17 protein-coding genes are annotated in these 26245 nt (G+C 43.2%); 4 read left to right on the top strand and 13 right to left on the bottom strand.

Translation table 11 applies throughout. The annotated features are described in order from the left end of the window. Positions 1-50: 50 nt before the first annotated feature. From EYS08_RS03835 to EYS08_RS03820, 4 genes are all read right to left on the bottom strand, one after another. The gene (locus EYS08_RS03835) at positions 51-794 is read right to left on the bottom strand and encodes a hydrolase (RefSeq protein ID WP_131028521.1); all 744 of its coding nucleotides are present in this window, start codon (positions 792-794) and stop codon (positions 51-53) included. 237 nt (positions 795-1031) lie between these two features. After that, a complete protein-coding gene (locus EYS08_RS03830; protein WP_131028520.1) occupies positions 1032-2585 on the bottom strand; it encodes an alginate export family protein in 1554 nt (517 codons plus the stop codon). A 29-nt stretch (positions 2586-2614) separates the two neighbouring features. Further along, positions 2615-3322, bottom strand: a complete 708-nt coding sequence (locus tag EYS08_RS03825; RefSeq protein WP_165456364.1) for a Crp/Fnr family transcriptional regulator — start codon at positions 3320-3322, stop codon at positions 2615-2617. 96 nt (positions 3323-3418) lie between these two features. Further along, positions 3419-4321, bottom strand: a complete 903-nt coding sequence (locus EYS08_RS03820; protein WP_131028518.1) for an alpha/beta fold hydrolase — start codon at positions 4319-4321, stop codon at positions 3419-3421. Positions 4322-4964: 643 nt separating this feature from the next. Here EYS08_RS03820 and EYS08_RS26265 point away from each other — a divergent pair. Continuing rightward, positions 4965-8678 carry a sigma 54-interacting transcriptional regulator gene (locus tag EYS08_RS26265; protein ID WP_244215846.1) on the top strand — a complete coding sequence of 1238 codons (3714 nt, stop codon included), beginning with the start codon at positions 4965-4967 and terminating at the stop codon, positions 8676-8678. Between the two features lie 42 nt (positions 8679-8720). After that, entirely contained in the window at positions 8721-9665 is a 945-nt protein-coding gene (locus tag EYS08_RS03810; protein ID WP_131028517.1) for an SMP-30/gluconolactonase/LRE family protein, read from the top strand. 315 nt (positions 9666-9980) lie between these two features. Here the strand turns inward: EYS08_RS03810 and EYS08_RS03805 are convergent, their stop codons facing one another. The 6 genes from EYS08_RS03805 to EYS08_RS03780 form a co-directional block, all read right to left on the bottom strand. Continuing rightward, entirely contained in the window at positions 9981-12665 is a 2685-nt protein-coding gene (locus EYS08_RS03805) for a GH116 family glycosyl-hydrolase (RefSeq protein WP_131028516.1), read from the bottom strand. A 20-nt stretch (positions 12666-12685) separates the two neighbouring features. Beyond that, on the bottom strand, positions 12686-14509 hold the full coding sequence (locus EYS08_RS03800; RefSeq protein ID WP_131028515.1) for a RagB/SusD family nutrient uptake outer membrane protein: 1824 nt from the start codon (positions 14507-14509) through the stop codon (positions 12686-12688). A gap of 17 nt (positions 14510-14526) precedes the next feature. Beyond that, entirely contained in the window at positions 14527-17949 is a 3423-nt protein-coding gene (locus EYS08_RS03795) for a TonB-dependent receptor (protein ID WP_208745781.1), read from the bottom strand. 121 nt (positions 17950-18070) lie between these two features. Then, positions 18071-19264 carry a FecR family protein gene (locus EYS08_RS03790; protein ID WP_131028514.1) on the bottom strand — a complete coding sequence of 398 codons (1194 nt, stop codon included), beginning with the start codon at positions 19262-19264 and terminating at the stop codon, positions 18071-18073. A gap of 52 nt (positions 19265-19316) precedes the next feature. After that, on the bottom strand, positions 19317-19901 hold the full coding sequence (locus tag EYS08_RS03785; RefSeq protein WP_131028513.1) for an RNA polymerase sigma factor: 585 nt from the start codon (positions 19899-19901) through the stop codon (positions 19317-19319). Positions 19902-20289: 388 nt separating this feature from the next. Next, entirely contained in the window at positions 20290-20745 is a 456-nt protein-coding gene (locus EYS08_RS03780) for a nuclear transport factor 2 family protein (RefSeq protein WP_208745780.1), read from the bottom strand. A gap of 216 nt (positions 20746-20961) precedes the next feature. Here EYS08_RS03780 and EYS08_RS03775 point away from each other — a divergent pair, with 216 nt between their 5' ends. Then, positions 20962-21789 (top strand): hypothetical protein, encoded by an 828-nt coding sequence (locus tag EYS08_RS03775; RefSeq protein ID WP_131028512.1) that lies wholly within the window; start codon positions 20962-20964, stop codon positions 21787-21789. A gap of 169 nt (positions 21790-21958) precedes the next feature. On the opposite strand, the gene EYS08_RS03770 is transcribed toward EYS08_RS03775, so the two are convergent. From EYS08_RS03770 to EYS08_RS03760, 3 genes are all read right to left on the bottom strand, one after another. Continuing rightward, positions 21959-22693: an SDR family oxidoreductase gene (locus EYS08_RS03770; protein ID WP_131028511.1), complete on the bottom strand. Its 735-nt coding sequence runs from the start codon at positions 22691-22693 to the stop codon at positions 21959-21961. A gap of 112 nt (positions 22694-22805) precedes the next feature. Then, positions 22806-23375: a Crp/Fnr family transcriptional regulator gene (locus EYS08_RS03765; protein ID WP_131028510.1), complete on the bottom strand. Its 570-nt coding sequence runs from the start codon at positions 23373-23375 to the stop codon at positions 22806-22808. A gap of 436 nt (positions 23376-23811) precedes the next feature. Continuing rightward, on the bottom strand, positions 23812-24213 hold the full coding sequence (locus tag EYS08_RS03760) for a redoxin domain-containing protein (RefSeq protein ID WP_131028509.1): 402 nt from the start codon (positions 24211-24213) through the stop codon (positions 23812-23814). 816 nt (positions 24214-25029) lie between these two features. On the opposite strand from EYS08_RS03760, the gene EYS08_RS03750 reads away from it, so the two are divergent. Further along, positions 25030-26238, top strand: coding sequence for a GAF domain-containing sensor histidine kinase (locus EYS08_RS03750; protein ID WP_131028508.1), 1209 nt, complete (start codon positions 25030-25032; stop codon positions 26236-26238). The last annotated feature ends 7 nt before the right edge of the window (positions 26239-26245 follow it).

Genomic DNA, 26245 nt, shown 5'->3' with positions numbered 1-26245 from the left:
AAGCTCCGGAAAATAATCCCGGAGCTTTACAGGTAGGTTACCCTTAAGGTCTAGTTCTTGGCTTTTGGAGCAGCAAGCAATTGCAGTTCCCATGCAAAACTGGTGCCTGTAGAACCTCCATGCTCGATCAGGATCGGACCAAGTTTGTTGGCAGTTTCTGTCCTTGCCCAATCGCGCTGAAGTTCAGCCTGAAATACCCCAGCGGTAATCGGCACCACACCAGCCTGGATCATGCGGAGCATGGCCATTTCATGGCTCTCAGGACTGTTGCCCCCGCTTGCATCGGCGACAACATATACTTCATATCCTTCTCCCAAAGCCTGAAGCGCCGGCATTGCCACACATATCTCTGTCCAAAGGCCTGCAATGACAATTTTCTTCTTACCGGTTTTCTTTACCCAATCCGTTACTTTTTTGTCCTCCCATGCATTGATGAAGGTACGGTTGATCGGTTTTTGCTCAGGGAACACGTCCTGCAACTGCTGGAAGATAAAACCTCCCCTTTCCTCGATAACCGTGGTAAGCAATGTTGGGACATTGAAAACCTTTGCCGTCTTTGCCAGGGACAAGGTATTGTTGATGATCGTCTGCGGAGGATGGCTAAGCAATGCGGTAAACTGGAAGGGTTGGTGGTCGATCAACAGCAGCGCGCAATTATCCGGGGTCAATAAAGCCCCCAAGCCCGCTTTTGGATTGTTCTGTGCCTTCAGGCTTGAAGAGCCTGCGACTAAAAGTAGGATAAGTGCAGTTCTCAAAGCGAGACCAGATTTGATTTTGTTAAGAATTGTTTTCATGTTTTTAAATTTTAAGTATGAAGCAAATTTGTGGAGAATCACCTACCTGGACGATGACATAAGGCAAAAAGTAATGTTGATAATTATCAATGTTCCATCGCTTTTGGTCGGGGGCATTACTTTTAAACGTGGACAATGCAACTGGTTCCTGTCCATCGATAATGGACTGCCTTGACCCCAGTGCCTGGCCCGGCGAAGGCCCTACCCCGTTTGCATGATTGCCTGGGGACAAGCTGGTTAAAAACTAAGGGCCGAGCGGATCCCAAAATAAAAAATGTCACCGGGGGTAGATGGGGTTGCCCTTAGAAAAGCCCCCCTTTTATAGTAGCTTGTTACCGCACTGAAACTAAGGTGGCTGTTGATCGCATGGCCTGCCACAATATCGCCCATCCACCCAACGGATCTTGATGGATTGTTGGGGGCAAGAAGAAATCTACCTGGGGTCGAATATAGGCCATCAGACGCCCGAGCCCTCCAAAACCTATAATAGTTCAGCGACAGCGTTGTCCTGGCAGAGATGCGAAAGTCACATTTGGGATGGAAGATGATCAGGTTTACCGAACCCGCATTATCCACGAACCCATAATACAGCCCCTTGGGATAAATTGGGTTGAAGGTTTGCATCTGGTTATCATCTGGGCTTTTATCCCCGCTTGAGATGGCCATTTGACCCCCCAGGGTTGGCTTAAGAGGAACATGCCCAAAGCTGTAATTTACCGTCCCCATTAGCTTCCATGAGCGGATCCTCTGGTCGGCCAGTTTCCCAAACTGCAAGTCAGCGCCAAGAAAGTTCGTCCAGTTTCCCCCGTGTAGTTCGGAAAGGAAACCCACCGTACTTCGCTTTTCTTCCCCTGCCACCTTGTTGTACTGACTGAAATCACTGCTAAAATAAAGATAATAAAGGTCCAGTCTGCGAAGGGGCTTCCACTTCCCGGGGCTGAAAATCGTATGCCAAAGGCCAGCGATCCTCTCCCTGCGGTTTACCCTGTCATCAAAAAAGCCATCCCTGATATCTAGCGGGTTCATGTAAAACGCATCCAGCCTCCAATCTGTGCCCTTGAGCACCAATTTATATCCCAAAAAAGTCCTGCGCACGTTGATATCGCGCACATCCAGCAAGGATCCAACCCCATAGTTCAGCGCCTGCTTGCCCACCCTAAGCGAGCCAATGCCATAGGCAGCCTTAAAAACGGTTATTTCTGCGAACAATTGGTTCACGACAAGCTTGTTAAGGTCCTGCACCGGCCTTGCCCCTCCATTCCTGCCACTGATAAAGCCGCTTTGCACCTCGGAGAACACCCTGAGGGTACGGTTCCATCGCACATCGGCGGTTACCAGCCCGCGGTGCTGATGGAATCCATTGTCATCCTGGGGCCCAATTCCCCATAGGTAATTGTCGAAAAACTCATAACCTTCCCTCAGCGAAACGCCAATGCCAACAGAACCCCTGCCATGGTTGATGCCCATGTGTTTGATTTTCCCATACCACCTCAGTGTATCCCTGCCACCGCTTGCCCTTGGCCAAAACTCTTCGGCTGCATCCGGTAGCGGACCGGTGTTGACAGAATCCAATACCTGCGCCCTTATAACCCCAGGTGAACAATAGCTCATGAGAAAAAACAACAGCCGTAATGATAAGCTAACATGGCATGAAAAAAGACCATTTCTTGCCCCGGCAATGGGTTTGGTGCTTGCGGTTCCCTTGAGCTCAGGTGCCAGTTTTCTATGGTTTATTGGGTTTTTGCTTTTTTTCATGTTCTTATGCAATGAATGATTTTTGTCTTTTTCCATCTTTAATAGGCCCGGTTTATGGAGCAGCTTTATCCATTAGTTATCCCATTTATTGAAGCAACGCCGTTTCGACGATTTCGCAACCTGCTCAAGGTTTCCGCCTTAATTCCCAGATAGGATGCCAGCATGGCCTGGGGGAACCTCTGGCTGAACTCTGGGTTGAACCGCAAAAGGTCATGGTAACGTTCCTCTGCGCTCATGCTGATTGCCGCATGGATTCTCTTTTGAGTGGCGATGGCGTTTTCGGTATGCTGGCGTTGTACCATCTCCCTAATTGCAGGGATATTGGCACCCAGCACATCCAGCTGTGGGGCAGCGATCTGCAGTACATGGGAGTTTTCGATCGCTTCGATATTATATCGGCTGGGCTGTCGAAGGCTTATGCTCTCTTTGTCCATGGCCCAGGTGCCCTCAAGGTTGAATTCAACCACAGATTCATGGCCTCTTTCATTGACCGAGAACATCCTCAGAGCCCCACTGAGCACAAAACTGATGTAACGGCAAAGATCACCCTCCTGCAGCAGAAATTGCCTACGCCTGACCACACGGTATTTGAATGCTTGGTGCAGCTGCGCCTGTTCATCGAGCGAGAGTTCAATTCCCGTGTATTGCCTGATGTAATCGAATAGGGTTTTCATCACGTTACCCTGCTCGCTGGCCTTTGAATGGTTTTCTACCCCTAAAGTCCGACTACTTTGCCATGGGTCTATCACCGGGGCCATGTCTGATAAGTTCATTGCGGTTTGCATCATGTTGAGTTTCAAGAAGTAATTAAATTATGTTTGCTTGGCGGTCTTTTCCCCTGGGACTGCCTAGGTCCCCGGCCTAACTTATTATTGCCTTGCGAACTTTTCCAGTTCTGAATTAAATTTGTCCGCCTCCTCTACAAACAGGGCATGACCGCTTTTTTCAAACCTTACCAGGTAAGAGTTCTTGATGCCCTTGTTCAATAGCTCGGCAAACACGAAATCACATAACTTATCCTGGGTTCCATGAAAAATGGCTACAGGGATCTTGATTTTTATCAGCTCATCGCGCAAGTCAAGGTCTCCCAGGGCAGTGATTGACTCGGTCATGGCATAAGGCGATGCCTCCAGGTTTATGCTCTCCAGCCATTTCTCCACATTTTTTGAGATGCTCCCTTCCTTTGCCGCAAAGGCGCCGCCGAAACCAGCGATCAGGTCCTGCCGGGCTGTAATGGTCTGCTTGATCAAGCCCTGTGCAGCTTCATCGGATATGCCATAGGGAAAACCTTCGCGCTGCTTCCAAGATGGCGCTGCAGCGGCAAACAAGGCCAGTTTAGCAACGTGCGCCGCATTGTACTTCGTCAGGTAATGAACCACCACGGCCCCACCCATTGAAAAACCTCCCAGGACAGCATTTTTGATCTGGAGCTTTTCCAGCACGACCTTGATGTCATCCGAAAAAACATCAAAGCCGTATTTCCCATAAGGTTTGTCAGATTTTCCAAAACCCCTCAGCGTGATTCCAATGACCCTAAAGCCTTTTCGGGACAGGTATTGATACTGATGTTCATACATGGCATCACTCAAAGGCCATCCATGTATCAATACGATCGGCTGGCCCTCACCCAGGTCGGTTACATGCAGGCGCACGTTCTTTTCTACCTCTATGTATTCCTGCCTTCCGGCTGATGCCGGGATTCTTTCTGCCTGCGCAAAGCCTGATTGACCAAAAGTCATCAGTATACCAATTGCTAAAACTAACTTTTCCATTTCCTTTTGATTTAAGTTATAATTGAATTTGTTTAATTATTCAAGGATGTTAATCGCTCCCACTATTTGTGTTCAGCCGGACGGCTAGCTGTTGCCTTTTGTTTTTGGTATCACAAAACAACCATATAGCAATACGCTGCTACTTCACTTTGTAAATAACTGCTCGAAAAACCTACTTAGTGTTTTTAGCTCATAAGTCCAGGTTTGATCATGTGCAGCAATCTGCTATTATCGGAAGAATAGATCCTTGTTAACACCTACTCTTCGGTCCATTCCTGCTCGACGGCAACTCATAACACAAAACCGTGCCACAACAATCAACATACTGATATTAAGCAGTTTACATAAATATTAATCAATTTTTTATATTGCGACATATCGCTGAATCAGAAACTAGGATTGATATATCGCCGACTTCTAAAGATGTTTTTGAGGAGATTTATTAGTTAAAGTTGGCGAAGAGTACCTTGAGAAGGTTACTGTTCGAATTCGAAAATGCAAAATCATCATATGTGCGCTTTAAGACGTTGCAAATCATAGGTAGCGATATATCGTCAAAATTGAGAGTCAAATTAATTTTTAGCGAGGGGGTCTTTTATCAGTTCTGATTGTCTTAACTGATATGAGCCATTGAGCCTACAGGATGAACAACTTGTTACCACTATCTATAAGTCATGAACTCACGTCTGTTAAGACCAGGAAAGATCTTGCCAATATTTTCGAAAATCAATTGCGGTCGCATCTTGGTTTTGGAGAGTCAACCGTTTTTATACTAGATCAAGAATCCAACTCCGTTCATAACTTCTTCGCAGAACTTCATATTTTAGATGCCTCTTATCCATTTTTTAATTCGGCTGGAATTGGAAAAACACCTTTAGATGACCAGCTTCCTCATAACATCTTGTTGGGCATAAACTCCCCTCAGGTTATTGATTTTGATGAACTCTCGGCAACCAAAGAAATAATTCTTCCTTTTTTAAACAAGACTGTGTCTGTTGCTTTTAAAGAAGGAATTCTGTTTAATCTTGTGAGAGGGGAAGAGATTATAGGGAATTGGATTCTACTTTTTGATGATAAAAGCTTAACTCAAGATTTGGAAATGAACATGCTGCAGCTCGTAGCAGACCAAATCAATCTTGCTGTTAGTCTAATAATCACTGAAGAAAAGCTTCAAGCTATTGAAAGCAAAGCAAATATTATACAGAGTTTATGCGCAGATTTTTCTGCTACAAGAGATAAAAAGAATTTGCTTAACATTATTCACGTAAAGCTTAGAAAGCTTCTTGATTTTCGCCACAACTGGGTAGCACTAATCAATGACGACGAACTAACTTTGACTTCATTTTTAAGAGATACGGAGTCCAGCGGACGGTATCATCCACGCTACCAGGAAGTAATTGTTACTAAATATCCCATATCAGATGGAATTTTTAATAAGGTTTTGCTCTCCAAGGATCCTGTAGTTTTCGATTTAGAAAAACAAGTTATCAAAGGAGTTATGCCTGACTACATGCAGTTGTTGTATGAGTCTGCAATTAAGAAAATCGTCATGACTGTGTTACAGGTAAGGTCGACAACCATAGGTGTATGGGCGATCTGCATGATAGAAAACCAGGAAATATCCTTGAGCCAGTTGGAGCTCGTAAAAAATCTTTCCAGTCAATTTTCTATAGCAGTCGATAATATCAGAGTAAACGAAATTATTAAGGCAAAGGAAGCTGAAACCGAACAGCAGTTAAAGTTAAGTTTCGGATTAACGACTATTCGCAATAAAGACGACCTTCAGCGAGTTCTGCAACAGAATCTAAATAAGTTAATCGATTACGAAGATGTAGCTATCATGCTTCCGGAGAATGATAAGACCTACAAGGTGTTTCTACTCATAGAGCAAAGCACTCAACCCGATGCTAATTCAGGTTCTCACTATGAAGGGAGTTTCGAAATTAACGACGGGTGTTTCAACAGAGTGACGCAGGCAGCAGACCTGCTTGTGTTCGGTATGAACACACTTTTGACCCAATCCAAAATACCGGGATTTATTCGATATGAACATGAACGCGGGGTAATGGAAAAAGTTGGGATTGCAATTCGTGGGGAGCATGATGTTATCGGTGTGCTTTTTATCAATCTAACTAAGAAGGGGGCATATACCGATCATGCTTTACAGTTGGTTCGAGGGATTTCATATCAACTCTCTACGGCTATTAATAATATACTTGCTAACGAGAAAATAGCGAAAAGAGAAAATGAGCGAGATGTGCTATTATCACTTAGTACACATATTGCCGCTGTTAGAAACCATAATGATTTGTTAGTTCTTATCAGTTCGGAAATTAAGCAAATCATAGGTTTTCGGCATACGTTTATTGCCAAAATAAACCACGAAAACAACACTCTTACTTCTTTTTTAATTGATCCCGCATCCAAAAGCAAAAACCATCCTCTTTACAATTCGATGATTGAAAAGAATTATCAGATTAATGACGGAGTTCTGGACCTCGCCTATGCTAGTCACAAACCCATTTTATTTGATCTCCAGCAGTTGTCGGAAAAGCGGGCTCTGCCTGAATACTTCCAGATTAACTATGATAGTGGTATTAGCCACGTTGTATTAACAGGCCTTGAAAACAGAGGAGTAATTTTCGGGTTATGGATGGTTCTGTTTGATGATAAAAAGTTTGCTGAAAATGCAAACTTAAATCTTATCCAGGGTTTGGCTAATCAGATAGCTATAGCTTTGATAAATATCAACTCGAATGAGAATATAGATCATCGGGAACAAGAAAAAACAAGGTTAATAGCGTTCAGTAATGCGATTGCTTCAGTTCGGAAGAAAAGTGTAATTGCAAAAGTGCTTAAGAAGCAACTCAAAGAGCTGTTCGGTGCATCCGATTTTGTGTTTTTCCTTTTAAACGACGATAAGTTACTTGTGCCTTATATTTTCGATGAGGATGCTAAGTTTGCAACTTCTCCCGAATTCAAGAAAATGTCATCGTCCCCCGGTGAGGTTAATAATGCCTCATTAAATAAAATCATTGAATCAGATGAGATCGAAACGTTTGATATCACTGCTTTTCCAGATAACGAAACTCCGCCCCCATTTTATACTATAGCATGTGCCCCTGATTTTCCTTTTCTAACCGGAACTACCATTTGTTTAGGAAAAGAGGTTATAGGGGTTATCGCATTATGTCATGACAAGAAAGATCTTCTTACCATGCAGGTGAAGTTATGGAAAAGCATTTGTTCTCAACTCGCTATTGCCATTTCCAATATTTTAGCAAATGAGAAAATAAGCGTTCAGTTACAGGAGATTAACAACTACAAATTAAGACTGGAAGAAGAGAAGGTTTACTTACAGGAAGAGATTGAAACCTCGCACAATCATATGGAAATTATCGGGGACAGTCCTGAAATGAAAAAGACCTTTAATCTTGTAGCCCAAGTTGCAGCATCAGACAGTACTGTACTTATTCTTGGTGAGACAGGAACAGGAAAAGAGCTTATAGCCAGAGCAATTCATAACAATTCTCCTCGTAAAGATAAACTGATGGTTAAAGTAAACTGCGCAGCATTACCAGCCAATCTTATAGAAAGCGAGCTTTTTGGCCATGAAAGAGGGAGTTTTACCGGAGCTACTGAGCGGAGGCTGGGTAAATTCGAACTTGCAAACAACGGAACGCTTTTCTTAGATGAAATAGGAGAAATGCCACTTGAGTTACAAGTAAAACTACTAAGAGCTCTGCAGGAAAAGGAGATCGAAAGGATTGGCGGAAATAGCACTATAAAAGTTGATGTTAGGATCATTGCTGCTACTAATAGAAACCTTGAAAGGGAAATGGAAGAAGGTCGTTTCAGGAGTGACCTTTATTATCGGCTTAAAATTTTCCCAATCAATTTACCCGCATTGAGGCATCGTAAGGAAGATATCCCGAAGCTCGCATCTTTTTTTATCAGCAGATTCTCAAAGAAATCGGGAAAGAAAATCAATGCATTAAGCAATAATGCTCTTCAGGAAATGATAAACTACAGTTGGCCCGGCAATGTGAGAGAAATGGAGCACCTGATTGAAAGAAGCGTATTACTGACTACCGGAGACTCTATTAAGAATATTGACCTTCCTTCTCCTTCGGTTCAGGAAAGAACAAGCTACTTAAAAGATGAAGAAGAATTTGCGCCGGCCACGATCGATGATAACGAACGCACTCATATTTTAAAGACATTAAGCTACTGCGGAGGTAAAATCAGTGGAAAAACGGGAGCTGCAGCAGTTCTGGGCGTGCCAACGAGTACCTTAAATTCTAAAATCAAAAGGCTTGGAATCAAAAAAGAACACATCCGCGTAGATGAAAGATAATACACATATCCCACGCTTTTATAATTCAACCCAACAAAACCGATGTCACTTTTAAAATCATTTAAATTAACACAAGACGATTTCTCAATGGTTGGAACCAGCCTTAACCGACCTGAATGTGTTTGGTATGATCATGATGGATTGTGGGTGTCAGACTCACGCGGAGGAATAGCCAAAGTAGTTAAGGATAGTCCTCCAATATTGACTGGCAGTGGGATTGAAATCCCTAATGGCTTCTGCCGGATGGTAGATGGTTCATTTCTGGTAGCAGGCCTAGGGGATGGAAAACTACATCGGATTTTTCCTAATGGTAAAACTGAAGTCTTCTTTAGTACTTTAGAAGTTGAATCTTCAGGTGTTGTAAATCATTGTTCCTGCGACCGGCACGGACGAGTTTGGATATCTGTGATGACACGACTGAAACGATGGGATGACTCATTGACCACTCGAAATCCGGATGGATACATTGTTTTGAAGCAGAGGAACAAAGCTCAGATAGTAGCAGATGACCTGGATCTCACGAACGAAGTCAAGCTAAGTCCCGATGGCAAATACTTATATGCAGCTGAATCTTTGGGAAGACGTATAGTTCGTTTCCCGATTAAATCCAATTTCACTCTAGGTAATAAAGAAGTATTCGGGCCTTCAGACCTGGGACCCGGAGCAAACCCCGATGGATTCACATTTGATGAAGAAGGGAATGTGTGGGCCGTAATTATCGCTAAAAACGGAATAACCATCATCACTAAAGAAGGATCAACAATAGATGTCTTTGAAGATATTAAAAGAGAAGCATTGGATGAATGGATCCTCAGATGTAATGAACTTACTGCCAATGCTTCTCATTTAGCAAATTGTGCCGGTGATTTCTTAAAACTGCCTACCAGCCTGGCATTTGGAGGGGCAGACAGAAAAACCGTTTTCATTGGCTCACTACTTATGCCCCATCTTTATAGTTTTCGCTCTCCTATTGCCGGGCCGAAGTAATTCAACATTTTTTAAACCATACATTCCGAAACTACTTGGCTTAAATCAAAAGTCCTGATTTGCCTATTTCATTTCATGATCATTCCTTGATTAGACGGAGGCCCGAATGTAATTCCCTATATGGAAAATATAAGGCATAAAAAAGTTCACCACCAATAGCAGACCTTTCACTATTGGTGATGAACATATCTACACCGGACTTTCTCAGTAATTCTAAGCCGGCTATATGGCTCAATTTAGTTACGTTTTACCGTATACAAGCTACTCTAAAACATTAAGAGAAGAACTAATCTCCATCAATGTCGTTCCGCACCACTATTTGAGATTCCAAAGTTTAAATTCAGTTTTGTCTGCCACTGGCAATACTGCCGGTTGCTTCTTCTCTGAGAGTAGTTCAGTATAAAAAGGGGTCAGATTCAGCTGCTGACCTTCACGAATTTGAAACAAAGGAAATGAATGTACCTTGCGTGCATCTGCAGATTCCCCCGCCACCTCAATCACCAGCTTGCTTAAGGATAAATTCTTGGCTCCGAAAGTTTTCAGTATTTCCAGGAAAACTGTCTTCTTTTTCCGGTCTATCCTTACATTAGCCCAGAAATCAGGAAAAAAGAGTGGCTGTACGGTGACCGCATCACCCAATGAAATCGGTGCTAACCTCAACTCCCCTTTTGGCAGATTCAGTCCTGCGCCCAATAAAACATCCGTTGAGAACCAGGTGACAGGCGCTGTCATATAGGTGATATTTCCCGGATTCCAGAGGTTCTGGCTCCAGGTCAGTCCTTTCCTTAAATGCACCAGTTGTATGTGTTTCATGATATCCATTCCATCCTGCGTATAACCTGCCTGCAGGGCCGGGTATCCGGTATAACTTTCCAAATAAAATGGCCAGCATTGAGAGCCTTTTAGGTCTATCCCATGCCCCAGGTTAATATCCCACACTTTGTTGGCATAGTAATCCGGTGTCTTTGAGAGGGAAATCTTAAACTGCGATACCAGTGACGCCTGGGTTACCTGTAGCGGAAAAATATCGCCCCAACCGCAATAGCGGCTAATAAATTGCCCCGCAAGCTGGCCTGTGAATAAAATATTATCTTTCCTTCCAGTCCCATCTATCTCGCAGCCATAAGCGAAGAAACGGCCGTTCCAGAGCATTCTCAACACATCCTTTTGTGTCCTTTCAAACTGTGCTGTACACTCCTGCTCCCAGGCGTTGTCCTCCAGCGCCCTGGCAATCACTGCCGCTGCTTTGAGCGAAGCTAGATACATGCCTGCTCCGTAGCTGTAAATCGGAGGATGGCTGAAATCGTCATAGGTAGTCGGTCCTACCGGAATTTCCACTCCCGGTGGCATTTTACTCTTTAAGAACTTCATCCCGTCTTTTATCCGGGCTGACCAGCGTTTAAGATATGCAGTATCGGCAGTTTGCTCATAATCTTTTGCAATCTGTATGATCCACCCTTCGGTATTGTCCAGCATCCAATGGTTTTCTGTGGGTACCCTTCCCCCGACCGTACCTAATCCACCATAATAGTGACCAATAAAATGGTTAATACTTCCATCAAAAGCCTGGGCGTCACCAAAAATTTCCATTTCTGAACGGTCTAGCTTGGTAAAAAATTTCTGGTAAAAAGGGTGGGAACTAATGCGTTGATCCATTGTACCGGCCAGTCCACCCATGCCGCCTTCGTTTACAGTAACGTCGCCTTTCTTATTGAGGATCATGTTGGTGTAAATGACATAGCCACTATTGATAAGTTTGAACTTATACCAGTCGGGATATGTTGCATTCATCACCGGCTTCTGCCATTCCTGAGTTTTTTCTAATAGCATTTCACGGTTTTTGATACTGTACTCCGCCAGTGACGACAGGCTGCTAAAATAATTGTGGAAATACCTTCCATAATCACTACCGCCGCCCCAATAGGATCCCGGTGGTGCTGTCTTCTTGTCAATCTTAAGTTCCGGATAATACCATACCAGCATGAAGCGGAAGGTCTTTGTTTCGCCTTTTTCCAGAGAAGCCTTCACCGACACCGCGCTTGCTGACCGGTTTTTTCCTGGTGTGCTTAAAACTCCGGCCCGGGCGCCGTCAAACAAGCCTGTCTGTACAAAGGAAGCCCATTGTTCCGCCCCGTTTTGAATATCAAAAGCGCCAAGCGAGCTGATTCTACCCTTACCCTGCTGGGCCAGAATGGCGACCTGGCTGACATAATTCTGAAAAGTCGCCTTTAAGGGAATGATTTCACTCCCGGAGAACTGCCTTATTCCATTGTACCCTGCCACTTCATAAGCATCACTATAGGTTTGAACGGCTTTCATTTCCGGCCAGGCCTCTCCATTCATTAACTGGCCCTTGGCAAGAATCTGTCCTTCAAGTCCTTCAAGTGACTTCGGTTCTTTAATGCCCCTGCCGATAAAATCCTCCCAAGCAAAGGCAATCGCATACTCACCTTTTTCACTCGCCTTCAGCGTCACTTCAAAAAAAGATACAGGAAGTGAAGAATTCTTAACATCATGAGGAATAAGGGAAGACCATGCGTGGATGGAAGTTTTGACCCCGGAATCATTTTCCCCCGGCGACAACGTCGCCTGGGGGAAAAGTCCGGTAAAGGTGGTATGCGCTACACCTTTCATGCCATACTGTGCCGCTGAATCAATTACTAGTCTTCTGGCTGAAGTCCCTTTTGAATTGTTACTCCATAAAGCAAAAAAAGCTGCTGAGCTTCTGGGAATCGGAACATGAATGTTGTTCATGCCAATCCGAACAAAACGTCCGTTAGGTGCAAACTGAACGTTGCCAACTCCTATTCCACCTAGTGGTACACCGCTTAGGGAAGGATGGTCTTTCAGGGAGAGATAATCATAATCTGTCCTCCCGCCAAGGAGATTTGGAGCGGGAATATTTCTCTTATTGGCCTGGTCGGCTCCATAGTCAACTTCCTGGGCATTTAAGGTCGCAGTGATCAGCGTGCCCAACACCAGCAGCGAGATAAATTTCATATTTTACTTGTTATCGGATGTTAATAATTCGGGTTCTGTTTAATTTTAGGGTTCTGATCGATTACATTCTGTGGAATCGGGTTCAGGTACATTCTGGTGGTAAACACATGGGGATGGTTTAAAGGTACTACTTCGTATTTCCACACACCGCCATTATTGTTGGGAACAGTGTTGCTGATCTTCATCCCATGGAGGTCTTTTGTGAGTACATCCTCTGCAATTCGCCAGCGAACCAAATCATACCATCTTTTGTTCTCAAAGCATAGCTCTACCCGGCGGTCATTGCGGATAATTTGTCTCATCTGCGCCTGAGTGAGGACCTGCCCGCCATAAGTTGTTTCAAGTGTAGGCAACTTCCCGCGCACCCGGATTTGGTTTATTGCAGCGTAAACCGACCCGTCCGGACCTACCGCTTCATTCTGAGCTTCGGCATAGTTAAGCAACACCTCTGCATACCGGAAATACACATAATTTTGTCCGTCGGATCTGCCACCAGATGGGATCATATCTGGGTTTAGCCTCTTCTTGAAATAATAGGCTGTATTGGATACGTCCGAGGAACCGAAATCAATCTCGTTTTTGGATGGATTCACTTTATCTATTCTGGTGTAGATCACATCCGCTGAAGGCATCCAATTCTGTTTGTATGGCGCGCCATCATAAACAATCCAGTCATAAAAGCGCTGTTCACGATTTACATAAGGCTTCTGCGGGTCATATCCAGATCCTGGCGCAGTGATTGGCAGGCCATTGCTCATCTTAAACTCATCAACGAGTTCCTGCGTAGGATTATAATTCCCCCAGGTATAATATTGATCCAGTATAAAAACAGGGCCTCCAAATAGATTGATGTCTCCGCCGATGGTCCCTCCCGTGTTTCGTACAGTTTGTCTGTCCCAGATAATTTCCGAATTGTATTCCGCAGGTTCAGAGAAAAGGGTGGTGAGGTTATTGAAAAGGCTATAATTGGCTGCGTAGCTGTCGATAAATTTTTTATTTGTCGCAGCTGCCTTGGCATACCTTGCGGCATCGGTGCTACCAAACGAATAAAATTTATCCGGATCAGCACCCACTACGGGTGATCCTGTATTAAAGGCAGGACTGGCAGCAAAAAGCTCAACCCATCCCTTAAGCGCCAGAGCTGCCCCGAGCGTTACCCTTCCGGCATCGGCGGCACCAGAGTTATACTTTATCTCCAGCGAACCTTCATTTACTATTTCGTCAAGTTCTTTGTCAATAAAATTAAAAGTCTCCTCAAAAGTACTTCTTGACTTGTACAGCTGATCTTCACTGTCTGTCTTGCGGTCCTGAGGCTCGGTAATGATAGCCAGTCCGCCGACGTGCATCCACAAGTAGCTATAAAAAAACGCCCTGAGAAACCTAACCTCACTGATTCTCTTTTTCCTGTAAGCCTCTGAATAACTGGTGGCGTGGGCATTTATTTCCTTGATAAAGGTATTGCAGCGCCTGATTTTGGTGTATACCGAAGACCAGTTGCTATAATTGGAAGCATCGCCGTCATTGTTCATAGGTGCACCGCCTTCCACGCTCGGGCCAATAATACCTTGTCTCCAGCGCCATGACTTCCAGTAAGGACCGCCATCATTATCATCTGTAAAACTATCCAACGGATCAGGTGTACTGCCCAGATTGTTTATTTGTCCGTAGATATCATTTAAAAACAGGTCTGCGCTTGATTCGTCATTCCACTGGGTATCACCTGCGATTGCGCTTTTATTCTCATTGTCCAGGAAACCCTTTTTACAGGACGCCAATATGGAGAGTACAAGCACACCCATCATAAGGAAGCTGTACGTAATGCTATATTTTCTAAATGTTTTCATGTCTTAATCTGCTTTTATTAGAATGTAACCTGCAATCCGAATATGAAGGTCTTTTGTACTGGGTAAGCTTCCTCACGCTGCGAAAATCCAGTCTCAGGATCCATGAACCCCAGACCTCCACCGGTAAAGATGTTTTGTCCGGATGCATATACCCTCAAGTTCTGCATGCCTGCGCGTTTGCTCAGTGCGGCAGGAAAAGTGTATCCTATCACCGCTGTCTTCAGCCTTACAAAATCGGTACTGGCCATCCACAACGAAGATGAAAAATCCCCAAAACCATCTCCGTTAACTGGGTTTGTTGTGTTGTTGGTGTTCTTTGATGCATATGCCCTGGGATATTTTGCACTCTGATTATCTGGTGTCCATCTGTTATCAAAGTATTCATAAGAGGTGTTGGTATTGTTGATCCTAAAGGGAACCGTTTGGTACCCCTGAACATTCAGGCTCGCTTTGCCAGCGCCCTGGAAAAATACGTTCACATCAAAGCCCTTCCATGAGGCATTCAGGTTCAGACCGTAGGTTATCGCAGGATACAATGGGTCGCCAACAACAGTTTCATCATTTGCGTCTATTTTACCGTCCCCATTGAGGTCTGCATATTTCACATCTCCAGGATGAAGTGCTCCGAACTGGGTAATGGTGTACCCGTCAGTTGCATTAATGATTCCGTCACCATTCTTATCATCCGAAGTCTGGAATATGCCAAGCGCCTGATAACCGAAAGGCGTCCCAAGAGGTCTTCCTGTGCGACTACGGTTTGGGTTATTTCTGGTTGCAGGAGTTTCGAAAACCTGTTCAAGCTTATTTTTTGCATACAAGAAAGTACCTGTAGCACCAAAAAGAATCCCGTTGCTAAACTTATGATTCGTGCCAACGGTCAAATCCAGTCCCCTGTTGCTCATTACACCTGCATTTTCCTGGGCAAGACTCAAACCGTATTCCACCGGAACAGTGATTGCCGGCGCCAAAAGCATACCGGACCTTTTCTCATGAAACACATCCGCGTCCATGGTCAGTTTGCCTTTCCAGAACGATAACTCCAAACCTATATTTGACTTGGTTGATTTCTCCCAGGTGATATTTGTATTTGCCTCAAGCGGCACAAATGAGCCCTGTACTAGATTGCCTGTACCAAAGGCATATGCATTTCCATATAAACTATAGGCGGAAAGATACTGGAAGGCCGAGCCCGCAAGGTTACCGGATTTACCCCAGGAACCTTTCAGCTTTAAGTTGTCAACCCAATTCAGGTTATTTTTGATAAAGGATTCTTCTGACAGACGCCATCCTGCTGAAAAAGCTGGAAAATACGCCCATCTTTTTCCTGGAGCAAAATAATAATGTCCATCATATCTTCCGGTGGCGCCAATCAGATACTTTCCTTTATATCCGTAGTCCAGGCGATAAACATAGCCAAGCTGGCTGCTGGTGGCCGATGATCCCCCATTGTCAAAATTCAGACGGTTCGAGGTGCCCAGGTTAAGTTCATCTACATTTACGCTAAATCCCCTTCTGGAAGCATTTAAGTTGCTGGATATTCCATTCCTGGATTCAGCAACAATCAAACCGGTTAAATCATGGTTACCAAAAGTCCTGTGGTAATTGATCAGCCCCTGATAAGTAAAATTCTGATTTTTAGAATATCCCTGGGAAAGCGAGGTGATGCCATCTCCCTGCAATGTTCTGGTATACGTCGCTGGAGTCACTGCCGGATTATAGAGATAGTAATATCCCGGACGTGACCAGCCCTTGTCCTCTGAATAAGACGGGTCATAACTGAATACCCCCTTTATGCTCAATCCAGGAACGAATGGTAATTGCTGTTCGACACTTAAGCTATTGAGTGCCTGATTCCTTTTGACCCGGCTGTAACTTCCGCTCATCAGATCAGCGATCGGTGATGATCCTCCCGATTCTCCCCATAGTCCATTGCTGTAAAACAGCGCTCTTGTTGGTATGTAAGAAATCCCATTCGGATTTGGACCTGTTTGGTTATCTTCAATGGTATTGTTGAGTGAAAGGGTGACTTTGGTGGTCTTAGTAGCGTCCACATCAAGCATCACATTATAGTTATACCTGTTGTACGCAAGCGGATCATAAATCCCTTCCTGTCTGAAAAAATTGAGACCGGCATAGTACCTGATCCGGTCAGTCCCACCAGAAAGCTGGAGGTTATAATTTTGCTGAGGCGTATTGATCTTCACGATCTCGCGCTGGGCGTTGCTATTTGGATATCTGTCAGGATTTTCCGCATGAAGTCTTTCGTAATTATCAATCAGATCTTGGGCGAATTGCGGCTGAAGTCCCGAGTTGAGGTCACCTTCATTCTTAAGGGTCATGTAATCTACTGCATTCAGCATTTTTGGTGCGAAAGTAGGCCGCTGAAATCCGTAGTAACTATTCAGACTCAGGGAGGTTGAGCCAGCCTTTCCGTGTTTGGTGGTGATCAGAATCACTCCATTTGCACCACCCAGTCCGTACGGGGCCACCGCGGCCGCATCCTTAAGTACACTGACCGTCTCTATGGTATTCGGGTCAACCTGGCTGATGTTGCTCCTGATCACTCCATCAATGACGATGAGTGCGGCATTGTTACCAGTAGTGGCTACACCTCTGATGAAGATGTTTGCGTTATCCTGTCCTGGCACACCGCCATTTGGACGTGTACCGATTCCGGCAACCCTACCAGCAAGTGAGCCAGTGATGTTAGCGACCGGTGCTTTAGCAAGTTCGGTTCCGGCTACTGTAGAAACAGAAGCCGTAGCGGTAATTTTCTTTTGCGTGCCGTAGCCGACAACCAGGACCTCCGTTAAGTTTTTAAGTTCCTCTTTTAAGGTAACATTGAGCGTAGAAGTATTTCCCGGCACCTCAATCTCGGTGGTCAGGTAGCCGATGGAGCTGAAAACCAGAACCCCTTTGTTATCGCTTAGTTTTAAAGTATAATTTCCCTGGGTATCCGTATTGGTCCCCTGTGAAGATCCTTTCAACATTACGCTTGTCCCTGGCAAGGGTGCTCCTTTTTCATCCGTTACTTTACCGGAAATGGTAACGGGATCTCTTTTAAGGCCGTTTTCAACCGGCACGGTTTTCTGCCGTATAACAATGACATTATTATTTATCGTGTAGCCAATTGGCTTACCTGAAAAATAGGCATCGAGTGCTTGTTCCAAAGAGACATTTTTTAAATTCAGGTCGGTGCTTTTTAATCCCTCAAGCATTTCAGCAGCATAAAGGATTTTATAAGAAGTCTGCCTTTGTATTTCCCTGAAAAATTGTTCGGTTTGAATGTGCTTGCCTTTTATGGTCACTTTCTGTCCATAGCTCGCATAGGAAATCTGTAAGAATACGGAGATCAATAAAACAAGGGTTAGTTTCATTATCAACAGCGTTTTAGGGATAATGGCCGCACGCCAGTATCCTGTTTGAAAATTAAATTTCATACATTTGATTGTTTGGGTTTAAATTGGTTAGTAGGGTAATTTATGAAGCCGATTGTCCCAGACACTTCCGGGTAAGCGTGACAGCGCTTCCCGGTTTATCAGACATGGCCAAAGGTAGATCTTATGGCATAACAGTAATCCTCCTTCCCTGAATTTTAAAATGCACCACTCCGGTCAGCTCCAGATAATTAAGCACAGTGTGAATACTTTGTGAGCGGGGTATTGTGCCTACAAAGCTTACATCAGCAATTTTACCTTGATACTCTACACTGATATCATACCAGCGGGCAATTTTTCGCATAATGGACTCTATTTTTTCATGAGCGAAATTGAAATTTCCATTTTTCCATTCCACAGCCTCGTTTACATTCGCCTCAGATACTCTAACAAAATGGTCCGACAGCGCCTGCTCGCCGGGCTTAATTAGCCTGCTTTGTGAACCGCTGCTGACCTTAACGGATCCTTCCAGCAAAGAGGTTTTTACACCTGTCTCATCGCTATAGCCCATTACGTTGAAATGGGTGCCCAGCACTTCTATTGAGGTATGATTTATATTAACCCGGAACGGCCGGTTTTTATCTTTACTAACTTCAAAATACGCTTCCCCTTTGAGCTCAACGACCCTGCTGTGAGGGGCAAATTTTGCAGGATACCTGATAGAAGACTGCGCATTAAGCCAAACCTTAGTACCATCGGAAAGGACTAACCTGTATTGCCCACCCCGAGGTGTTTTTAATAGGTTATAGGAAAGATTAGTAAAAGAAACTCCTTTAGATCCCAAGCCTGTGTACCGCAACTCACCATCATCGGATTTATCAACCTTTACACCATTTTCAATAGCAATGGTGCCATCCTGGCTCCCATCAAGAATGATATTACGTCCATTCTGAAGCACTAGAACAGCTTTGTCTCCTCCTGGTAAAATCGGATTCTTACTTTCAGTGGCGAGCTCCTGGTTTATAGCATCGGGGATCTGTTGTTGGGGGAATAGTAACCAGACGGCAGCGGCCAGACAAGCAGCAGCTGAAATTGCTTTGAGCCACCAAGTTACCCGTGGGGCTTTCAAGGATATCTTCTTTTCATTTTCAGAAAGCGATGCCTGGTCAATCCGTTGTTCAATCAAAGAAAAAAGTCTTTCATCTCCGGAAAAAGGTTTGGCGGCGAGGTGCTCGAAATGTTCGCCAAACTCTTTCACCACATTATCGATTTCAGCGGGTGAAGCATTCCTGAGCCAATCTGAAAAGGCACGATGTTCCTCAGGTGTTTGTTGATTATTCTTTAGTTTTTCGAAAAATTCAGGAATATTCTGGCTCATATCAGCTAAGACAATCAGAACTGATAAAAGACCCCCTCGGTTAAAAATTAATTTAGCTAAAAAATGTAGAAAACACTAAGGCAACAATCTCACCGTTTTTAAGCAGGTACTTCCGGACAAAACTGATACCACTATAGAGCTGTTTTTTAACTACTGATTTAGATATTTTCAGGTGTCCAGCGATCTCATCCAGTGATTGTTCATCATGGAGACGAAGTTTAAAAATCATTTTTCTCTTTTCAGGGAGTAAATTAATGGCGTCCATTGCCAAAGCATAATACTCCTTGTAAGCAAATCCGTCCTCAGTCGTATTTTTAAAAAGCTCAGATCGATCAGTTATAATTTTCAAGGCATTCTCGCGGACCTTTTCTCTTTTGAAGTGATTCAGTAGCTGATTCTTAGCGCACTTGAATAAATACGGTTTCAGGGCAAGGATATGTTCCATTTCTGCCCGGTTTTCCCAAATTTTCAAAAACAGATTTTGCAGGATTTCTTCGGTGAGCTCTTTGTCATAGCAAATACTAAAAATGAACCCGTGCAAGTTTTCAATATGAGTCCTGTAAGCATGGGCGAACGCCTCCCGGTCTCCTTTGGAGATCAGCCGAATCAGTTCGTCGTCGCTATTAAACTGTCCCATAAGGAATTATTTGCCTAATGTTTTCCAGAAATCTCATATAGCTTTTTCGATTAAGCTCTGCTAAGACAGCAAATGAAGCTAAAAACGTTTTCTCAGAGAATATTTGGTTTGCCTATGAAAACAAAAATATATACAATACTTTATAAAACAAATAAATATAAACATTTACGGCGGATATTCGGAATACATCAGTGGGCGTTAGTAAAATGCATCTTCAAAGGACAACTGTTCGTCACTTTACATCGCCCACTTATGAATTTCCATCTACGGCAGTCCATCGTACCGTCTACAGAAAAGAACTCCTGGGAAATTGCTTTTTACTACCTATAGCTCATCGAGACCTTCTGAAACACAGTGCACCCCAAGAAAATTTGAAAAGTCAAGTCTCTCAGCTTTCAGCAGCACTTGTCCAAAATTCATCTTCAGTATCAATGTTTTCAGAAAACAACCATACCTCTTTGATGACTCCACCTTCTATACGCAGCAAGTCAATTCCTTTCATCGACATTGACTTGTCTCCTTTTTCAGCCTTGAAGTTTATAGATGCCGCAACCAGTTGACCGTTACCAGTGATGTATTCAATATTATCAATTGCGAATGTGCCATTGCTCCATTTCATGAAATTTCCCAAATGGGCAAAAAGATCCGGTTTGCCGGAATAGGTTCCTGACTGGGTGCCTTTCCCCGGCTGGTGCCACACGACATCGTCCGACAACAATGAGCCAACAGTTTCAAAGTCACCTTTTGCAACGGCATTAAAATACGACTGGGCAATTTCAACATTTCTCGACATAATATAATTTTTAAGGGTTGATTCAATTACAAAGTTCGTTCTTAATTTCATATTAACAAGTACTTACTTTGGAGTAAGGTTCCTTACCAAACGAATCGCTTAAGAAAGATAGGATGTGATGAATAATAGCTAGTCCTTAACAAAAAGAATTATCAAGCAGCTTTCCCACTAATTCTTCAGCTGTCCCAAACACAGATCCGTTTGCATGGACAGTCTCAAAAATATATATGCCTACGATCTTCTTGACATACATCAAGGCTTTTTCTTATGAAAAATCATTTACCTGGCTTAGATTTCTGTGGAACTTTGATTCATTCCATTAAAAAAATAGCCATGAAAAATTTAAAAACTGGAGTTATCCCGGATCAAAAAGGAATTCTACTTGCTGAAGTTATCATTTCTGAAAAAATACCCAGTGGTCAGCCCATTGCTAGTGGTCTGACGCGGCAATTCGTGAGGCCAGAGCCCCGCCCGAACATCGATTTGCAGATCAAAAATGAACTGGAAAAAAAACTGGAGCAAATCATATCACAACGCAAAGCAAATGAAAACCTGACAACCAGATCACAAAATGCTATACATCCAACACTGGATGAACTCTGCAACATATTACCTCCGGATAAGTTTCATTTGAACAGCCTGAGGACAGCCACCCAGAGCTGGTGCGCCATTCCTTCGGAAGACAGGAAATTCATATTGAAAAAGTTCAGGGACCACTACCGAGCTCTGCATCAGGAAGTCAGCGATTCCCAGGTATCTCAATCATTTTGCGCAACATTTATCCGGGATTTTGTACCCATACTCTCACGACTTCACTATATACCTGACCAAATGTATATGAAAAATTATCCTGCCCGCAAATATCCGAGTTCTGCGAAAGCCAGTGGAACTTTTTTTTCTCACCCCTTGATATTATTGTTATCGTTTATAGTTGTCAGCTGTCTTATGCCGTTTATTTCCTATGGCCAGTCCCCAGGACAAGGAGATGAGAATCGCACACCAGGAGATTTTTCCTGCAGCCTGCTCATCAACCTGGTTCTTGTTATCGTGATTGTCGTGCAGGCCCGCCGTAAGGGAATACACGGCAGAGATTGAATTGGTACCGGATGATCTCCATACAATAAAAGCATATCGGTATAGCATTGGGTTAATTAGATTGAAGTAAGGCAGGGACTGAATCTGTTTGTATCCATAATCTGAGCGGCCTTTTTCATGATATTTAGTCAAATAATCCCTTGTTTTTTGACGGTAGGATAAAATTTGCCTAAACTAAAAGCGTTCCGCCGTCAATCAATAAGCTTTGACCTGTACCGTGTTTTTGCTTCATTAGATATATAAAGCCTTCCGCAACATCATCAGGTTCACCAATTCTTTTTAACAATACAGAGTTGCTCACATATTGGTAAAGTTCCTCGCGATCACTTTCTGGCATACTGTCCCAAAGCGGAGTATTTATTACACCTGGAACAACACAGTTAACCCGAATAGGTGCAAGTTCAACTGCTATCGCCCGAACAAAGCCTTCCATAGCACCGCATATTGCTGAAGCCACTGACCACCCGGCACTTGGACGTGCACTTGCTGTACCGCTGGTTAGAGAGATTGATCCGCCTTCATTGATTGATGCTGAGCCGTACTTGATAGCAGCGAATGGAGCCCAGAAGCGCAATGTAAAGAAATCGCGAGCCTGTTCAATATTCGTTTCGCCAATATTACTCAATGTAAGGTTTTCCCCGGCCGAGAATACAAGGTGATCGAATTTACCAACTTCGTTAAAAAAGTTTTTAATGTTCTCTTCTTTACTTAAATCAACGGCATAACCCTCGCTGCCTGCTGGCAGTTCAGTAAGAGCTTTATCAATTCTTAGCTGATTACTTGAAACGATAACTATATTTGCACCTTCTTCAGCTGCCGCCTTTGCAGTAGCAAATCCGATTCCTGAACTTGCGCCCATCAAAATTACTCGTTTCCCTTTTAAAGATTTTTTCGTGTTTGACATGATTGATTTGATTATGTCTGCAAAGTTCTGCATACATCAACAAATGCCCATTACCAAATGGTAAAAAGTGAAAACCTTCAAAAATTAATCAAAATATTAATCTATGCGGTCACTATCTTATAGTTCTTCTAATTCTGCTAAGGGATTGGGGAGTAACATTCAGATAAGAAGCAACATGGTTTAAGGGTACGCGATGAATGATACCAGGCTGTTCGGCAAGGAACAGTTTATACCTATTAGTCGAATTTTCGCCTGAATAGATGTTTTTTAATCGTATTTTTTCTAGCAACCTCTGCTGGTTGATCTGGCTAATCAACTCGCCCACAAACGGCAGGATTTCACAGAGCTTTCGAAGATCTTTCTTTGTAATTTCCAGGACATTCACCGATGATGAAGCTTGTATCCCGTCTTGGGAAATACTGCCATTATTAAAGCTATCCAGTATTGTGCAAAATTGTCCCTTTTTTATAAAATAGTAGGTGATATCGATGCCTTTATCATTAATGGCTACAATCCTTAAAATTCCATCAATTACAAAGTAAAAACTATTACAAACGTTCCCGGAGACAAACAAATACTCAGATTCTTTGAAATGTTTTTGTACAAAGTGGCGGCTTATCACTTCAGCCTCTGCATCTGAAATAGATCGATAGATGTTAAGGAATTGGATTAGTTTTTCCACTGTTAAACCACAAAATTTTTCTTAAAAAAAACAAAGATATACTATTTTAGACACCATAGTTGGGTATTTCAGCAAAACTATCCACTGATTCCGCGTTAATCATCATCATTGACGATTCTATTGATGTCTTCTTCGTTTAATAAATCCATATAGCGCAATATGATCCTGACACACAGCAACTCCGCATCATTGCTGAGATTCCCGTAAGTACATAATATGTTAGAAAAGTGGGGGAAGATCGAAGAGGAAGGTTGTTTACAGGGTGGAATACTTGATCCAAGAAAGCTGACGTGTTTACGTCAGCTCCGGTAAGCTCGAATCTGGGAAAATCATTAAGTTGAGCTACCCGTTACAAATTCCCTAATATCCTTTATAGGTAGATGATCACCAATGAACTGATTGTAATATGCAGTCTCGATCACGCCTTTTTGGTTGATTAGAAATTCCCCCCCATTAAATTGGCATGGCCATCCTGGTCAAATTTATGTTTAAATAGTTTTTTCCCCCGTTCAGCTTTTCCAATCACACCTTTATAGATAGATGATAACAATTTGATCGTACTACGTTCTATTCCGTATTTTTCATAAAGATCAAAATCAGGATTACCGATCATTACCGTGTAGTAATTTTCCCCATCCACATATCGTTTTAGATTACTGGTATTACTTTCATACACAGCAAGTACAACGATATCATGAGCACGGAACTGTTCTTCAAGTTGTAGCAGTTGATGAAAGCGGAGGTTACATACCGGGCAGCCGACATTGCGATAAAACGTCAGGAAAACCTTTTTCCCGTTTAAATCCTTAAGATTAATGATATTGCCATGAATACGCATTTATTCGGGAGTAGCGGCCTCCACATATTATATCCTTGGCGATGCGTATGGCTACATCAGGGCAATTGACAACGATGGAAAAACCTTATGGAGGCACCATTTAGGCTCTAGCATCAGCGGCATGGCTATTTCCAACGACGAGCAGACCCTTTGGGTGGGCTCCCACTCCGGAATGCTCCATAAGCTCCACCTGGGCGAGGGCCAGGACAGCCATACCATAAGAAACGGCAACCATTCAGAGGAATTCAGGATAATTTTTTGGAAAACTGAATCCAAGCCTTTGTTTTGGTAACAGCTAAAACCTGCAACTACTATGATACTTGCAGGTTTTGTATTTAATAGCTTAAAAATTAAGAATTTATGGTTGTTCCGCATCATAGAAATGTATCTAAAACTCATTATCGAGATAAGATCAGTTGTCCCATATATTACCGGATCTTAACTAATAACGGAAATTAAGGGAGAAATACGGGTACCATCCTTCTTTAGAATAAACTCCGATCAAACGCAAAACCATAAGTGATGCGCCAAATGGTCGGTTTTTACCGTGCTAGTGAAAGTGAAACCAAAATGGTTTTTGGTTGAAATGATTCCAGATGCGATAGCAATTTCTTTTCGGAAGTACGGACCTTAGGTCCCATAAGATATCCCTGTTCAATATTCTGCCATTCCTATTTATAAGAATATAATTAAGAAACATATAGGTTGTGTTCCTGAATTTTTGCCATCAAAACCGTAACTTCGGCATGTCTTTGATATAACAATAGTACGCCTAGTATAATGCAAATGGTCATTTCCACATTAGAAACATAGCCCATGTCTGAAATAAATTATCCTGTACCATATAATGAATCCGAAAGGCTTTTAAGGTTGTCCGATCTCGATATTGATTACGGAAGCCTGTCTGAAAGTTTTAAAGACCTTACCCATCTGGCCGCGAAAGTAGCTGGCACAGAAATCTCATTGGTTAACCTCATCGACGCCTATACCCAGTGGACGGTAGGCAGACGTGGCCTTGATTTACATCAGATGACCAGGGAAGAGTCTGTATGTCAATACACGATTACACAAAATGATCAGTTCGAGGTACCGGATCTTTCGGCAGATGACCGCTTCAATAAAAATTTCTATGTCGGTGCTCCGCTGTCCCTTCGCTATTATTTTGGTGTACCACTTAAGGATAACGACGGATTAAACATCGGTGCCCTTTGTGTGCTGGATACCGGATTGAAAACACTGAGCCCGGAGAAGATCGAGCTACTGAAGATCATTGCTGCAGAGATCATGAACAGGATAAAAACCTATCAGACCATGGAGTTGCTGCAAAATAATTTAAAAGATCTTAAAGAATCAACCAAAAAAGTTGCTCACGATATCCGCGGACCCATTGCAGGGATAATAGGTTTATCTGAAATAATTACTGAGCAAGGAAAAAGTGCCAATTTAGATCAGGTAATTGAGTTTATCAAATTAATTCATAGTGGAAGTAAATCAATTTTAGATCTTGCCGACGAAATACTTTCCGATAATGATGAAGTGAGAGCTCCAGGTGTCAATGAATTTGACCTCAGCAGTTTCCGCACCAAGCTTCAGGAGCTTTACGAACCGCAGGCAACCTGCAAAAAGATCAATCTGAATATCAATATTAACCCAGACAAAAAAAATATCGTTTTTTCAAAAAACAAGCTGCTGCAGATTAATGGGAACCTAATTTCTAATGCAGTAAAATTCACCCCCAGCGGTGGGACAATAACCGTAGACCTGGATGTGGCGGTGAAGCCGGAAACAAATATTTTAAGTATCGTGGTTGCCGACAGCGGAGTCGGGATCACGGAAGACGAAATTGTGCAAATCTTAACAGGAGGCATTGGCACAAAACAAGGCACCGGAGGTGAGAAAGGTTACGGATTTGGCTTATCGCTGGTAAAACACCTCATCGATAAACTAAAGGGTGAAATGTTCATCACCTCTGAAAAAGGACAGGGAACAGTATTCCGCATTGAACTTCCTCAACGCCATGCGTAATTTTCTG

This window comes from Pedobacter kyonggii, from assembly GCF_004310665.1.
GTDB classification, from domain to species: domain Bacteria; phylum Bacteroidota; class Bacteroidia; order Sphingobacteriales; family Sphingobacteriaceae; genus Pedobacter; species Pedobacter kyonggii.
This window is presented reverse-complemented; position numbering and strand designations above follow the sequence as displayed.